The sequence below is a fragment of the Vibrio sp. Y29_XK_CS5 genome (genome assembly GCF_024181835.1).
In the GTDB taxonomy this organism is placed as follows: domain Bacteria; phylum Pseudomonadota; class Gammaproteobacteria; order Enterobacterales; family Vibrionaceae; genus Vibrio; species Vibrio harveyi.
Map to the genome: position 1 here is coordinate 68,885 of NZ_JAMZAM010000001.1, position 14,688 is coordinate 83,572.

A 14,688-nucleotide genomic window follows, 5' to 3' on the forward strand; every position below is an offset into this window, starting at 1 on the left:
AGTTTGAGTGATGGAGTTTTGAGCAATGTAAACGAAGTGCTGATCTTGACCAACTAAGGTTCGTAGAATCTGGCATGCGCATAACAGAAAAGTGCCAAAAGGAGCTTCGTTTGAACAAAACAATAGGACTGTATTGGTTTACCAATGATTTGCGACTGCATGACAACCCAAATCTGGCTAAAGCTGCAGAAGAAGTGGATTTTCTTATCTGTCTTTACTGTTATCCCAAGGTTTCACCATTTTTGGCGCACTATGCTCAAACATCCGAGTTTGGTCAGCCAAAAAGACAGTTTTTAGATGAGTCATTACACTGCCTCAACCTGTCTTTAAATGCACTTGAACAACGTTTGCTTGTTGTCGACTTGCATCCTTATCAAGCATTAAAACATGCCTTAAAAAATCTTGGTGTCACAAGGCTTTACGTTGATGCTATGCCGGGTTGCGACGAGCAAAATGTCATCGAAGAAATTAAGGCGGAGGAACGCCACGTAACGGTTGTTCAGCACGAAGTGCGAAGTTTATTTAGGTTGGCTGACCTCCCGTTCAGTCTCAATGAGCTACCTGATACCTTTACCCAGTTTCGTAAGCAAGTAGAAAAGCTATCTATTTCGCAACCTGCCGACAGAGTATCTACACTTCCGCGACTACCCAAAGGTCTCTCTTTACCAACATTGAGCTTAACTCGCGACTTAAAGCCAATGCCATTTGCTGGGGGAGAGCATGCGGGGCTTGAGCATTGTCGTCGGTATTTTGATTCGCCGCTTGCGAGTGAATACAAACAGACACGCAACGGTTTAGATGGCATGGATTATTCCACTAAATTCTCCCCGTGGTTAGCACATGGTTGTGTTTCGGCGAAAAGGATCGTGGACATGTTAAAGCGTTATGAAGCGGATTATGGTGCCAATGATTCGACGTATTGGATTTACTTTGAATTGCTGTGGCGTGAGTACTTTTATTGGTATGCGCGACGATATGGTCGGCAGCTGTTTCATTTTGGTGGGATTCGCAATCAAACGCCATTGACCAGCTTTTACGCCCATCGTTTCCAACAATGGAAAAAAGGCGAGACGCCATTCCCGCTCGTTAATGCGTGTATGCATCAACTCAATGAAACTGGGTACATGTCGAATCGTGGCAGACAACTGGTCGCGAGCTGCCTTGTACATGAACTAGGGCTAGATTGGCGCTATGGCGCTGCATATTTTGAGTCTCAATTAATTGATTACGATGTGGCTTCCAATTGGGGAAATTGGCAATACCTCGCAGGCGTTGGTGCGGACCCTCGTGGTTCAAGGCAATTCAATCTTGAAAAGCAGACGCAAATGTACGACCCCAACCATGAGTTTATTGATAAGTGGGATGGGCATTGTGATGGTGCACGTTTGGATAATGTGGACATGGTTGATTGGCCGATTGCGATGGAAAGTCATGGCAATGCGTCTTCTACGGAGAAATCATGATGCAGTTTGATACCGTTCGGTTGATCTTGGGTGATCAACTCAATTGCGAACATACTTGGTTTGAGCAACCTGATGACCACGTTCTCTATTTGATTGCAGAGTTAAAGCAAGAGAGCACGTATGTGACGCATCACATTCAAAAAGTATGCGCGTTCTTTTCTGCAATGGAAAAGTTTGCGAAAGAGCGTCAGAGCGAAGGTCATCAAGTCTTGCATCTTACGTTGGATGATACCCAATCTTTTGGGGATCTTGAGCAACTTCTCCAGCATTTTGTCAGCGAAGTTGGTGCAAGCAAGTTTGAATATCAACGCCCTGATGAATACCGATTATTGGAACAACTTGCCAAACTTAAGCTCAATGGCGTAGTAACGCGTTGCGTTGATTCAGAGCACTTTTTGTTGCCGTTTGAAGAGATCGAAGAGCAGTTCCCGCAAGGCAAACACATCATGATGGAGCACTTTTATCGCCGCATGCGCAAGCGTTTCAACATCTTAATGCAAGATGGCAAACCTGTTGGGGGGAAGTGGAACTATGATGCGAATAATCGCAACAAACTCAAAACTAAAGATATTGAGCAGTTGCCACAACCTTTAATGTTTAGTACCGATGTCAGTGAAATACAAGCGCGATTAACACGTCATGGAATTAAAACGATAGGGCACTTTGAAGGGGATTTATTGTGGCCGATTAACCGTGCTCAAAGCTTGTCTCTACTTGCTCATTTTTGCCAAGTTTGCTTGCCTCTTTTTGGTCGTTTTCAAGACGCGATGACTGGGCAACACGACGCTAAATGGAGTTTGTATCACAGTCGGATTTCGTTTTCTCTCAACAGCAAACAACTACACCCGCAAGAAGTCATTGATGCGTCACTCAAGGCATTCCATTCAAACCCAGACATTAATATTTCTCAGGTTGAGGGTTTTATTCGCCAGATTTTAGGTTGGCGAGAGTACATCCGCGGAGTGTACTGGGCGAACATGCCTCATTACCCGAAAAAGAACGAACTGGAAGCGAGCAGAAAACTGCCTGATTTCTTCTGGAATGGCGAAACAAAAATGGCGTGCATGCGTAATGCGATTGGTCAGTCCCTTGACTACGCCTATGCGCACCATATCCAACGTTTAATGGTTACCGGTAATTTCTGTTTGCTAACTGAGATCGAACCATCTCAAGTGGATGAATGGTATCTCGGTATATACGTTGACGCGATCGAGTGGGTAGAGATGCCAAACACACGTGGTATGGCGCTGTTTGCTGATGGAGGTATTGTCGGCACTAAACCTTATGCAGCTAGTGGTTCTTACATTAATAAAATGAGCGACTACTGTAAGGGCTGCCATTACGACAACAAAGCACGCAGTGGTGAAGGTTCATGCCCATTCAACAGCTTGTATTGGCGTTTTATGAACAAGCATGACAAGCGATTGGCGACCAATCCTCGTATCGGGATGATTTTCCGCTCTTGGGACAATATGGAACCACAGCAACGACAAGCTATCCTTGGAACCGCGGAGCGCTACATGGAAAATTTGGAGAGCTTGTAATGGAAATATTGATCGTAGGTGGGAATGGCGGAATTGGATTTGCCATGGTTGCGTGCGCGGCGGAACATTTTCCTCAAGCTCGTGTTCACGCGACCTATCGTAGGCAACACCCCAACTGGCATCATCCCAATGTTATTTGGCATCAAGTGGATGTGACACAAGATGAGGAGGTGAAAGCGCTCAGTGAGTACATCGAGCATGTTGATTGGTTGGTGAACTGCGTGGGTATGTTGCACACCCAAGAGAGAGGTCCGGAGAAGAATTTGAGTTCTCTCGACGCAGACTTTTTCCAGCAAACGATAATGGTAAACACCTTGCCCAGTTTACTGCTGGCGAAGTACTTTACACCTAAGCTCAAACGCAGCACACAGCCTAAGTTTGCGGCTGTTTCTGCTAAAGTTGGCAGTATTAACGATAACCAATTGGGCGGTTGGTATAGCTATCGAGCCTCAAAAGCCGCGTTGAATATGTTCCTTAAAACCATGTCAATCGAATGGCAAAGAATGCTCAAGCATGGCACGGTACTCGCGCTCCATCCGGGAACCACCGATACGGTGTTGTCTGCGCCTTTTCAAACCAATGTGCCAGAAGGAAAACTGTTCACGCCAGAGCGAGTGGCAAAGGATTTGTTGGGGTTAATAGAAAAAGCAACCCCGCAAGATAGCGGGGCATTTTGGGCTTATGATGGCGCATTACTGCCTTGGTAAAGATTGTACTTACTGGGGCAAAATACGCACTAGAGAGGTTCGGAGTGACCTACGTCTTCGTTGATTTTCTTCTTCGGCAACGCTCAGAGCAATAAACGATTTCATCCCAATTTCGCGCCCACTTCTTTCTCCAAGAAAACGGGCGCTCACAGACTGGACAGACTTTTATGGGAAGGTTGGATTTAAAACCTTTCATCGTTCTGAATGTTCACTCCTAATTCGTTGTCTTAAGCGAGTTTAGTTATCAAATAGGTACAGATAATCGTCGTAACCTAGGTTTGCCATTTCGCTTACTGGTACAAACTTCATGGCTGCTGAGTTCATGCAATAACGTAACCCTGTTGGTTTTGGTCCGTCTTTGAAAACATGACCAATATGCGAATCGCCAAACTTGCTGCGAATCTCTGTTCGTGGATAAACCAATTTAAAGTCGGTCTTCTCAACGATGTAACCTGGATTGATTGGTCTAGTAAAGCTTGGCCAACCTGTACCTGATTTGTATTTATCCGTCGATGAAAACAGTGGCTCACCAGTGACAATATCCACATAGATGCCCGCTTCTTTGTTATCCCAGTACTCGTTGTTAAAGGGACGCTCTGTGCCTTCTTCTTGTGTTACGTAGTACTGCAGATCAGTCAACTTCGCTTTGATCTCTTTATCAGACGGTTTTTCATAGACCTTCAGTTTTGTCATCAGATCTTTTTCGTTGATAAGCTCGCGTAGTGTTTTTGGGTTGTCTTTACGATCCTCACCAAACACTTCATCTAGGTATTTATCTCGACCTGACGCATAGCGGTAATATTTGTATTTCAGGGCACTCTTTTTGTAGTAATCCTGATGGTAAGACTCCGCAGGGTAGAACTTTTCAAACTCAATAAGCTCCGTTTTAAGTGGCTTCGGATAAATCATCGCCTTGTCGATTTCCATCATAAATTGCTCAGCAATCTGTTTTTGCTCCGCATTATGGTAGAAGATCGCAGGACGGTATTGGGGACCACGGTCGACGAATGAGCCTTTGTCGTCAGTCGGGTCGATATGGCGGAAGAAGTAATCCAAAACTTGCTCGTAGTTAACAATGCTTGGGTCGTACTTCACTTCAATCACTTCTATATGACCAGATTTGCCAGAAGAGACTTGTCGGTAGGTCGGATTTGCTAAATCACCACCTGAATAACCAGATACGACGTCCAACACACCCGGTAATTGTTCTAAATCTGATTCAGTACACCAGAAACAGCCGCCAGCCAAAGTAGCAATGTCGGTTTTGCCAGATGCGTTCACCTTATCCATGGTATCGGCAGTGCCTGTTTTACTTAATAAGATGAACAGTACAGGGAGTGTGAATGAGAATCCCACCAATAGCTTAGATACTTTCTTCATAACTTCCTCAAACGTCATTTTTCTCAATGAATGTTACGTAAGGAGACAGAAGTTAGAGCTAAAAAATTGCAACAATAGTGAAAAATTCTTTGCCCTTTTATACCGGAGGGCTACAGTAATGGCACCAAACAAACGCTCATTGGTGATAGGTTGCCGATGAGACAGAAGTAATAATGAGGGAAACCATGCAAGCAGAAGTAAAATGGGTCGAAGACTTTAAATTCCTAGGTCAGTCTCAATCTGGTCACTCCGTTGTGATGGATGGCAATGGCGGTGCGACTGCACCAAGCCCAATGGAGATGGTATTGATGGCTGCTGGTGGTTGTAGTTCTGTTGATGTGGTTGATGGATTGAAGTCAGCAGGTCAGAAAGTGGCTTCTGTTAATGCGAAGCTCACAACCGAACGTCGTGAAACGGCACCGCGTATTTTTACTCAAGTGAACATTCATTTTGAAGTGTCGGGTGAAGCCTTAGATCCAGAAATCGTAGCGAAAGTTGCTGCTGATTCGTTAGAGAAATACTGTTCCGTGTGCCTGATGCTCGGTAAGGGCGTAGAGATGACTCACAGCTGGGAAATCGTGTAACCGACCCTAGTGCCACTTAAATAAAAAAAGAGAAAAGCGCGTGCTTTTCTCTTTTTTTATTCCTCTTTTGCATTAACCTAGCTACGTTAAAAGCTGTAGGAAAGATCCTGTGACCGAACTAGAGAAAATGATGTCAGGCCAAGTATTCGATGGCGCAGACAAAGAAATTGATGCGATTCGAACCCACGCAACTCATGCATTGATGGCATTCAATGGCAACACCGATGAATCCCAACGTGATGCACTGCAAAAGAACCTATTTGGCAAGGTTGGGATGAGCATCATCCGTGCGCCGTTCCATTGTGAGTTTGGTAAAACGATTGAAATCGGTGAAGAGACCTTTATCAATATGAATGTCGTGATGCTTGATGGCGCTAAAATCACCATTGGTAATCATGTGCTTATTGGACCAAGTGTTCAGCTTTACACTGCATCTCACTCGCTGGATTACCGTAGCCGACTAAAATGGGAAACGTTTTGTAAACCAATCACGATTGAAGATAGCGTTTGGATTGGTGGGAACTCAGTCATCAACCAAGGCGTAACCATTGGCGCTCGTTCTGTGATTGCTGCCAACTCAGTGGTGAACTGTGATGTGCCGCCAGATTGTTTATATGGTGGAACGCCAGCCAAATTGATTCGTCGTCTAAACGAGGACGAATAACCACACTTACTCATGGTGCTTATTCTCATAATCAATAAGCGCTTATTTACATATCAATTTCATTAATTTATAAATTTCATGTGCTTATTTTTGTTGTCTATGAAATTCATAAGAAGAATGTATGAAGCTGAAAGTTGTAAGTATTTGCTTAATTGTGGGGACGGCGTTTGTAAGTGCTTTGCTCTATTTTGACTCTCAAAAGCTCGTACTTTCGCAATGCGCTGACGAAGAAAAAGTGGAGACTTGGGTTCAATTCGTATTTGACTATTCAATTCTCAATGACTTCAGCATAGAAGCCTTGGAAGAGCGAATCGACGAGGATTTAGCCCTTTCGAATCTTATTCTCGCAAACTCATGTGTTCCTATGATTCGTAAGAGTGCTGGTTATGAGTTCTTTGATGCTTACAACGCTAAACCTGAAGATATGTTGTCTTCACATTACGAACTCAACCTGCAACACAGCAGTTTGTTGGAACGTGCGTATCAGGAACCAAATTTTTATGTCGTGTTGGTGTTAAGTGAGGACAGCAGTTACTTTGATTTTGAGTACAAAATAGCAGAAACATGGGTTGATTTATTTCCTAACTTCGTGGTTTCCGATGTACGAGCTGGTCCACTAGCTTTGGAGCATGAACTAGGGCACTTAGCATGGGCACAACATGATTTAGAAACGCTATCATCTCAAGTTCAAGGTAGAACACTTGAATCCATGACAGCTGAGGATAACCAGTTACAGATCAAGCGGTATGCTCATGCTGCATTATGTGGTGACTCTGGAACCGTCATGAGCTACGAAAAGAACATAGTACCTATCTATTCCAGCCCCAATATTACCTATCAAGGTCGAGTTTGTGGAGACGCTGAAAGCGCAGACAATGCAAGGCTGTTAACCGAGTATGCTCGAGCATTGCGAGCCAAAGTTGATGCACGGTCATGGTAATCGTTACGTTGCTAAGAAATACCTACCTAGGAGGCGAATATGTCAAGAAAGACAGAAGTGTTTCTGTGTCCTAAATGTGGAGTGGAAACGCACCACGTTGTGGTTTTAGTTAGAAAGAAAAGTGCTTTTGAGGGTGATAAAAACCGCGGGAAGAAAGAGTTCATTACTGGGTTTCTCAAAAGTGCTGTCTTCGGTGCTTTTTTAGCTTCGATGGACGATTTTTCTCGTCATTTGATCTGTGAAAATTGTGGTAACAAAACCATTCAAGATTGAGCTGTCGCCTTGGCAGCTTACCCAGAGCATAAGTGTGCGTTTTGATTCGCTGAATATTCAAACCCGAAATTTATTGAGTTAGTGCTTTTACTCTTAACGTCTTTCCATGCCTGCTACTCAGTTTTTGATGAGAGACTGTCGGCGCTAACCTACTGCTATTGTTGATAAATAATTCAAACTTTATTGTAAGAAGAACAGAGAAAGACAACCTTAAGCTTCCCTTCATTTTTGAGAGTTGATGAGATAATTGATGCTCAAGTTTATTGACATTTGTGTCTTTTGTTTCACATTGTTGTGATTTTTATCACATAAAATGCAAATTTATAAAAAATAGTTAAATGAATATAAATTCACAGATATGCAGCCCATTTGTGTTGTAATTAGAGTTCTCTGCCTTTAATTATTCATTTTGTGAATGTTTGTGTAATTTTTATCGACCTTAATGGGTGACTTTCTATTCAAACTACTCTTGGGTTACGTCAATATATTAGAAAACTCGAATTTGATATTATTTCCATCTTTTGTTTTAAATGCGAAATTCATTATTAACAACGGATGGTTTTGATGATTTCTCTTATTAGTATTCTTCAGTTATAAGATTAAATAATTAGCCTACCAAAATGACATAACAAGGATTGTTATAACGGAATGATGTTCTCATAAATGCATCTGTTCTATTAACATGTATTTCTCATTTCTGTCTCTTTCAAAGCTTGTTTTTGTAAGTTGTTGATAAAGATCGGTATTGTTGTCTTTTTAGTAATGGCGACAACGATTGCTTTATATGATTGTGCAATTTTTAAAAATGGAATCGTTATATTGTAACAACGTTGACTTATCACGAGTTATAAATTTCAAATAGCACAAATAACTAAAAATAGATCTATCAAAAATAGAATAAGGATTTAACCATACGAGAAATCTTATGGTTGATAGGTTTATTGGTCTGATTGTTACTTATTTAGAATGTCATTCCAATAATCTGTTTGTCTTTAAGTTTGTTCTAATGAACTTAATTTTCATGGAAGTTTAAAAACATGCAGCACACAACTAAGTGGACGATGACCCCGCTTGCGATGCTGTTAGGTACGCTGTTTTCAATGCCGTTACTCGCAGAAGAAAACAACGTAGCTGATAGCAGCGGGATCGAATCTACACAAAATGAAGGAGAGTCGTCATGTATAGTTTGTAAACTAAGTGGGTCCGTTTACCTCTCTTACGATACAAATATTTACGACAAAGACGACTATCGCTCCGTTCGCAACTTTTCTTGGGGCGGGGATCTCAACTACGCGATTTCAAAAGACATCAAAGCTTTCTTTTCTGCCGGTGGTTACCGTGCTCTAGAAGATGAAGTTGGAACTTACGCAACGGATTCAGTACTGGGCTTGCAATACTCGAATCTGTATCGCTTTGGTGAAACGGGGAAAATTGCTGTTGCAGGTCAGTTCACCATACCTACCTCAGAAGACTCGCGAAACGATGAGCTACAAACAGCTTTTCGTTTAGCCGTACCGGTCTCTTTTTCTTTGTGGAGCGTTGATTTTTCTATCGCGCCACGACTCAAAAAGAACTTCCACAAGTACAAAACGAATGGCGGTCGCTCACTCACAGAGTGGACCTATTCACTGTTTTCTGTCGCTGAAAAGTCTTGGGATTCGTTCTCTCTGGGCATCACGGCTTTAGGTGGTAACACCATCAGTTATCAAGGGACTCGACGGAGTAGTTGGCAGTATGAAGGTGCCTTATACGGAACCTACAAATTCAACAAGAGCTGGTCACTAACGTTGGCAGCATCCTCTACCGGCTTCTATCAAGATGCGGAACGAGGAACGCTGGGCAATATCGACCTGCTTGACCAAGAGAAAGCGTCATACATCGCCTCTGTTGCTTACTCCTTCTAGGAAAATAACAAAAATTAAGGATATCCAAACCATGTTTAAAAAATTAACTCTGGTGTCAGCGATCACTGCCGGACTTGCCGGTTGTGGTGCTGACGATCAGGCTTATGACTATGTCGAAAGAGATGCAAAAGAAATCGCGGTTAAAGACCTAAAAGACGGTCGTTGGTTCTACGTACCAACAACTGGTGCAGCACCAAGATTCGCGCTAAACCAATTCCCATTTTTACAAGGTTCGCCTCGTTATGTTGAGCTGTGTTTCAGTAAAGAAGGTCTGGAAGTTCGTAATTACGACAAAAACTACCCAGACGCACATCTGACCAAAGACGCGAACAACTATTGTGGCGAGGAGAAGTTCGTTGCCGATGATGACGATGTTAACTTTGCACATGTTCTGACTATTCCTGGTGACTTTGCAGCATACCGCTGTAAAGAAGATGGTCACGGTGACTGTACGAACAAAGAAGAAACTAACGAGGATGCGAGTCTAAACTACAAGAGTAAGACCCACTTTACTCCGCGTCCGGAAGATCTTGAGATCGCCGAATTCAATATGGAAGATCTGTATGGGATCACGGATGGGCTAACCGAAATTGGTTCGCCGCGCGTAATCTCATGGGATTTTGATCCAGAGAAGGGCACGTTAAACTTCGAACTTGAGCGCTCGTTCCGCATTGACTTGGATAACATGTCAGCCTACATCAACGAAGATACCAAAGCGGGTCTTGACGACATGCTGGTCGATGGCGCGTTTAAATCTCGTTTTTATTACTCTCTAATGCACGAGAGTGTGGTGGCAACCAAAGACTACCAACCGGTTCTATATCCTATTGGTGACGAGAATGACATTGGTTTCTTTGTCTCTGAGACAAAGCAGCTTAACCCTATCACAAACAAGTATGATCGTGATGTGGTGTACCTGAACCGTTTCAACCCTGATCAAGATTCAATCAAGTATTATCTGACCGATAACTTCTTTGAAGAGAAAAACAAAATCTTCTTAGATGCGACGCTTGAATCCATCGATAAGATGAACCAAGCACTTAGATTATTTGGTGCGGATTCTGGTAAGCCAGAAATTGAAATCGTAAACAAAACCAAAGGTGCAGGTATACACCCAGGTGATTTGCGTTACAACGTGATCAACTTGGTGGATGAGCCGCTGGCGAACGGCTTGTTAGGTTATGGTCCTTCCGTTGCTAACCCAATGACGGGCGAGATCATCAAAGGTCACGTAAACCAATACGCTGGTGTGGCAAGAACTGGGGTTCCTTATTACTGGGATAACCTAGCTCGATTCTACAACCGTAATCAATTGGACTTAGACGGTCTCGATCCGTTACCAACGACAAGCTCCGCGACAACAACATCAGAAGTTTCTGAGAGAATTGAGTCGCTCTCAACTATGGCGGCAATCGCGAAGCTGGAAGCGGACGAAAGTATTCCTGCGCCTCTTGTGTCAAAAGAAGAAATGATCACAAGCAAAGCAGCGACTAAAGCGCCAACGGAGCTAAAGAAAACCTTCAGCGATGAGTTAGATTTTGAAAAGGTGGTCGCAACAGAAGAAAACCGTTTGTCTTTCTGGGCGGAGCACAATGTTTACCCAATCGAAGCATCGTGGGTTTCTTCAACCAGCAAAGCCATGCTTGATAATTTGAAACTGGATGACGACCGTTACTTCGAAATCAAGCTAGATGATGCTGGCAAAGAAGTCTCTCGAGAGCTTAAGCGTTGGAAACACCTACCAAAAGATCTGCAGGTTAAAACGGCAGATGCGATTACTGTAGCGACTTACAGTAATACGCTGGTTCATGAGCTTGGTCATAACTTAGGTTTACGTCATAACTTTAAAGGTTCGAATGACAAATCAAACTACTACACGCTAGAGCAAGCACATCAACTGGGCTTGAATAATATTCCTGCGTACAGCTCAACCATGGACTACGCGCCGAGTATGTTGGATGAAACACCAACATGGGGTCTGTACGATATTGCAGCGTTTAAATTCGGTTATGGTCGTAAAGTTGAAACCGTTCAAGCATCTTCGGGCTCAGCTCCAACACCTGTAGCGAAGCCAGCAGACGACGCTAGCGATGAAGCGAAAGCAGCATACAACAGCTACCTAAAAGAACTGCAAGACTATCAGCAAAGCTTCGCCTACAGATTTGGTGATAACGCTGAGAATGATGCACTCATGGTGTGTTCTGAAGTTAAGAAGTTAACGGGCACAGACAGTGGCAAATCTCTGTACAACTGTGACTTTAGCCGATTTGACACTGCAGCACTGTCTGATGACTCGGAACTTAAGGCGAAGACGCGTTACGGTGTGCTCTATTATCTTGATAAAGTCAATGAGATTGAGCGTAAGTCATATGATTTCTGTACTGATGGTAACGTCTCACTAAACAGCGACTGTAACCGTTTTGATGAAGGGACAAACTTAGAAGAAATTGTCTCTTATGAATGGCAAAACTACCTTGATAGTTATGACCGCCGCAATTTGCAGCTTTACGGAACGACAGGGTTGTACTCCACAGATTACATAGGTTACCTATTACGCCGTTATTCTGAGATGAACTCGATTCGTGACAAGGTGGAAGATCTAGAACGCATCGATAACTTGTACACCAACTTAGGTTATACCTCTAGTACAGATAAGCCGGGCGATTTCTTGCTGCGCCTAGCATCAAACCCTCAATACTGTAGTGAAGGCAAAGCAGATAACTCATGGTTCTGTGACTACGCTAATGGTGCGAAGAAATCAGCAGCGTTCTTCCTTGATGTTTTGCGTACACCAGAGCACCAATGTGTGATTGAAAATGCGTCAGGCAATCAAAAAGTGATTTCGTTTGGTAAATTGCTGGATAATAACTCACACCAAATTCCGGCGGATTACGATTTGTCGGCAGCAAATTGTTTTGATGAGTTAGCGGCGCGTTTCATTGAAGATGCCGATGAAGGTTACAAGGCGGTTGCAGAGACACAAAACGGACGCTTCTTGAACTCTATTGGCAGCTTTGACCCTGATTACCCTTGGTCAAATGCCGTGTCAGTGTTGGGTTACTGGCCAGACAAAGCGCTTGCGAGCTATTTCTTGGCACGTCGATTCTCTAACCGCTACACCGATGAAGTGAGCTTTGCTTCGTTGTTGGATCTACCAGGTGTTCAAGCTGAATATGAAGATATCATGGGCAACATTGTGGCAAATGATGCGTTAAGCACGCCTGTCGCGCTGGTAGATAAAGAGGGTAAGCCATACACCAACCTAAAAGGTACCACGGTGAACTTACACCTTACTGAGCAAATGGAGTCCTTACCTCCAATGCCACGTGGTATTTATCGATTCTTGGGCATTGACGCAGTCAGTCGTGAACGTATCGGTGATGTGATCCTTGAAATGGGCGTTAGCCAAATGCAGTCTGACGATTACAAAGTTAAGGCTCGTGGTAAAGCGCAGTTTGATGCATTCACTAAACAACAAGATCGCTACGGTATTATTGCAGGTGACAAAGTAGAGTTTGTAATTGATGGTAAGAAGTTTGTGGCAACGAAAGCCAACAAACTGGCTTATGATTACGCAAATCAGCTAGTTACCAGCGAAGGCTACGATCTGAAAAACTACTTGGATAACTACGACTCGGCACAACTAAGCAAGATTGCTTCGGACATTGAAAAGGCATGGGGACCATTCCGTACATCGATTCTTCCTGCATACCACGATGCGGTATTGCTACTGGATGCTCCAATGGTAAATGCAATGAAAACTACCATTGATGCAGACATTGCAGCAGGTGTGCTGACGTTTAGCACTTCATTCGGTAACTTTGTGAGAGCCAACCTGACTTCAGGTGATCTTGTGATGGATTCAGTTGCAGGAACATTAAGTTATAAAGGTGGCAAAGCACATAGGACGACAAAAGTATTTGAAGCTTACACTGACGCAATGGCTCTGATTTATAACAACTACACAAAAGACATGATGTTTGCAGTTGATAATGTGTATGCTGGCTATGTCGCGTCTGCGGATGCAGACAAAGATCTATGGCTGAAAGATCTGAATCTAGTCCAAGCGTACATTCGTGGTGACATCGGTACGGTAGCCGGTGAGTACTATGAAATGCTAGATCGTCTGCCAGAAGCGAGTGATTTTGAGTAATTAAACCTCAACTAATAAAAACAAAGGCCTGCAGAAACGCAGGCCTTTTTAGTGTCAGTCGCTATTAGATTAAGAATGGAAGATCACTTGTTCGTCTTCGGTCATTACAAGCGTCGCTTTGTTTTGCTCAATAAGCTGAGCGGCATAAGAAGGCGTCACGGCTTGAATCTCGCCTTTTGCTTTTAGCGTCAGTGATTCCCACGCTTGGTCACGATATTTACCCGCTTGGGTGTATTGAATCAGTACTTTCATAGCTTCACGCTCCGGTGTGGTTGACGTGCTACTTAAGTTAGCGCTCCTACGGCGGTTGCGCACCTGTTAAAAATGAAACATTAGATTAACCAAATAAGGTGGTACGTCGTTTTGAATAAATCGCAGTATTGACAGGTTAAGTTAATGGTATTAACTTAATGGTGTTAACTATTTATTTTGAGACGATGATGAGCGAAAAAAGCAGTAAAGGGCGTCCTGCGCAAATTTCTAGAAAAGACGTGGTTGAGTGTGCCTTAAACCTAGGGTTAGAAAATGTAAGCATGCATGCACTGGGCAAACAATTGGGGGTCAGCGCGACGGCACTGTACCGACATGTTGGCTCTAAAGAAGCGTTGGTCGATTTATGTTGCGACTATGTACTAGGGAAAGTCGCATTGCCGCAAGAGAAAGACTGGGAAGCATACCTTTACACGTTTGCGAAAAACTTTAGACAAGCACTTATGTCTATTCCGGGTTCGGTCGCGTTTATTCGCCATAGCCAAAGTTTCACGCCGGCTTCAAGCATCATCGTCAACGATATTTTAGGTATCTTCAGAGAGGCCAAATTTGAAGCAGAAGTTGGTTTTATGGCGTTTGCGAGTGTTTATACGCGAGTGACGGATATCGTTGAGCATCAAGAGCAAGCTGCACGCAATAAACCTCAATTTCTTCCTGAATTGGACGACGAGCAACTGCCTCATTTTGCGTGGTTAATGAGTCAAGCTAAGCCCGTGGACTATGACAAGTACTTCGATGATGGTATTCGAATCACGATCGAAGGTCTCAAAGCCGTTTACAAATAGAACGCATTACTCGAGAGGTGG

At 43.4% G+C, this 14,688-nt stretch carries 13 protein-coding genes; 10 read left to right on the forward strand and 3 right to left on the reverse strand.

Going from position 1 to position 14,688, the window contains the following annotated elements; all coding sequences use genetic code 11:
• Positions 1-110 precede the first annotated feature (110 nt).
• From NL647_RS00320 to NL647_RS00330, 3 genes are read left to right on the forward strand one after another with little or no spacing between them, the layout of a single operon-like run.
• Positions 111-1,463: a DASH family cryptochrome gene (locus tag NL647_RS00320; protein WP_253649451.1), complete on the forward strand. Its 1,353-nt coding sequence runs from the start codon at positions 111-113 to the stop codon at positions 1,461-1,463.
• Positions 1,463-3,007 (forward strand): cryptochrome/photolyase family protein, encoded by a 1,545-nt coding sequence (locus tag NL647_RS00325; protein ID WP_253650099.1) that lies wholly within the window; start codon positions 1,463-1,465, stop codon positions 3,005-3,007. Before NL647_RS00320 ends, NL647_RS00325 begins: the two co-directional genes overlap by 1 nt.
• Positions 3,007-3,714: an SDR family oxidoreductase gene (locus NL647_RS00330; RefSeq protein WP_253649452.1), complete on the forward strand. Its 708-nt coding sequence runs from the start codon at positions 3,007-3,009 to the stop codon at positions 3,712-3,714. The genes NL647_RS00325 and NL647_RS00330 overlap by 1 nt, the downstream gene beginning before the upstream one ends.
• A 49-nt stretch (positions 3,715-3,763) precedes the next feature.
• Here the strand turns inward: NL647_RS00330 and NL647_RS00335 are convergent, their stop codons facing one another.
• Together NL647_RS00335 and msrB are read right to left on the reverse strand one after the other, a co-directional pair.
• Positions 3,764-3,910, reverse strand: a complete 147-nt coding sequence (locus NL647_RS00335; RefSeq protein WP_005453360.1) for a DUF2256 domain-containing protein — start codon at positions 3,908-3,910, stop codon at positions 3,764-3,766.
• 41 nt (positions 3,911-3,951) lie between these two features.
• Positions 3,952-5,094 carry a peptide-methionine (R)-S-oxide reductase MsrB gene (msrB, locus tag NL647_RS00340; protein ID WP_009696880.1) on the reverse strand — a complete coding sequence of 381 codons (1,143 nt, stop codon included), beginning with the start codon at positions 5,092-5,094 and terminating at the stop codon, positions 3,952-3,954.
• Between the two features lie 185 nt (positions 5,095-5,279).
• Between msrB and NL647_RS00345 the strand changes: the two genes are divergently transcribed.
• From NL647_RS00345 to NL647_RS00370, 6 genes are all read left to right on the forward strand, one after another.
• On the forward strand, positions 5,280-5,678 hold the full coding sequence (locus NL647_RS00345; protein ID WP_009696881.1) for an OsmC family protein: 399 nt from the start codon (positions 5,280-5,282) through the stop codon (positions 5,676-5,678).
• 109 nt (positions 5,679-5,787) lie between these two features.
• A complete protein-coding gene (locus NL647_RS00350) occupies positions 5,788-6,342 on the forward strand; it encodes a sugar O-acetyltransferase (protein ID WP_005445435.1) in 555 nt (184 codons plus the stop codon).
• A 121-nt stretch (positions 6,343-6,463) separates the two neighbouring features.
• Positions 6,464-7,282: a hypothetical protein gene (locus NL647_RS00355; protein WP_253649453.1), complete on the forward strand. Its 819-nt coding sequence runs from the start codon at positions 6,464-6,466 to the stop codon at positions 7,280-7,282.
• A 39-nt stretch (positions 7,283-7,321) separates the two neighbouring features.
• Entirely contained in the window at positions 7,322-7,555 is a 234-nt protein-coding gene (locus tag NL647_RS00360) for a hypothetical protein (protein ID WP_005445432.1), read from the forward strand.
• A 1,037-nt stretch (positions 7,556-8,592) separates the two neighbouring features.
• Positions 8,593-9,459 (forward strand): hypothetical protein, encoded by an 867-nt coding sequence (locus NL647_RS00365; RefSeq protein WP_045487056.1) that lies wholly within the window; start codon positions 8,593-8,595, stop codon positions 9,457-9,459.
• A gap of 31 nt (positions 9,460-9,490) precedes the next feature.
• Positions 9,491-13,612 (forward strand): zinc-dependent metalloprotease, encoded by a 4,122-nt coding sequence (locus tag NL647_RS00370; protein WP_253649454.1) that lies wholly within the window; start codon positions 9,491-9,493, stop codon positions 13,610-13,612.
• Between the two features lie 69 nt (positions 13,613-13,681).
• Here NL647_RS00370 and NL647_RS00375 read toward each other — a convergent pair whose 3' ends face one another.
• Positions 13,682-13,864, reverse strand: coding sequence for a hypothetical protein (locus tag NL647_RS00375; protein ID WP_005445428.1), 183 nt, complete (start codon positions 13,862-13,864; stop codon positions 13,682-13,684).
• Between the two features lie 185 nt (positions 13,865-14,049).
• On the opposite strand from NL647_RS00375, the gene NL647_RS00380 reads away from it, so the two are divergent.
• Positions 14,050-14,667, forward strand: coding sequence for a TetR/AcrR family transcriptional regulator (locus tag NL647_RS00380; RefSeq protein ID WP_253649455.1), 618 nt, complete (start codon positions 14,050-14,052; stop codon positions 14,665-14,667).
• Positions 14,668-14,688 lie beyond the last annotated feature (21 nt).

Coding starts and splice junctions, on each gene's coding strand:
- NL647_RS00325 (WP_253650099.1), top strand. CDS start 1,463: ATGCAGTTTGATACCGTTCGGTTGATCTTGGGTGATCAACTCAATTGC.
- NL647_RS00330 (WP_253649452.1), top strand. CDS start 3,007: ATGGAAATATTGATCGTAGGTGGGAATGGCGGAATTGGATTTGCCATG.
- NL647_RS00335 (WP_005453360.1), bottom strand. CDS start 3,910: ATGAAAGGTTTTAAATCCAACCTTCCCATAAAAGTCTGTCCAGTCTGT.
- msrB (WP_009696880.1), bottom strand. CDS start 5,094: ATGAAGAAAGTATCTAAGCTATTGGTGGGATTCTCATTCACACTCCCT.
- NL647_RS00345 (WP_009696881.1), top strand. CDS start 5,280: ATGCAAGCAGAAGTAAAATGGGTCGAAGACTTTAAATTCCTAGGTCAG.
- NL647_RS00355 (WP_253649453.1), top strand. CDS start 6,464: ATGAAGCTGAAAGTTGTAAGTATTTGCTTAATTGTGGGGACGGCGTTT.
- NL647_RS00360 (WP_005445432.1), top strand. CDS start 7,322: ATGTCAAGAAAGACAGAAGTGTTTCTGTGTCCTAAATGTGGAGTGGAA.
- NL647_RS00365 (WP_045487056.1), top strand. CDS start 8,593: ATGCAGCACACAACTAAGTGGACGATGACCCCGCTTGCGATGCTGTTA.
- NL647_RS00370 (WP_253649454.1), top strand. CDS start 9,491: ATGTTTAAAAAATTAACTCTGGTGTCAGCGATCACTGCCGGACTTGCC.
- NL647_RS00375 (WP_005445428.1), bottom strand. CDS start 13,864: ATGAAAGTACTGATTCAATACACCCAAGCGGGTAAATATCGTGACCAA.
- NL647_RS00380 (WP_253649455.1), top strand. CDS start 14,050: ATGATGAGCGAAAAAAGCAGTAAAGGGCGTCCTGCGCAAATTTCTAGA.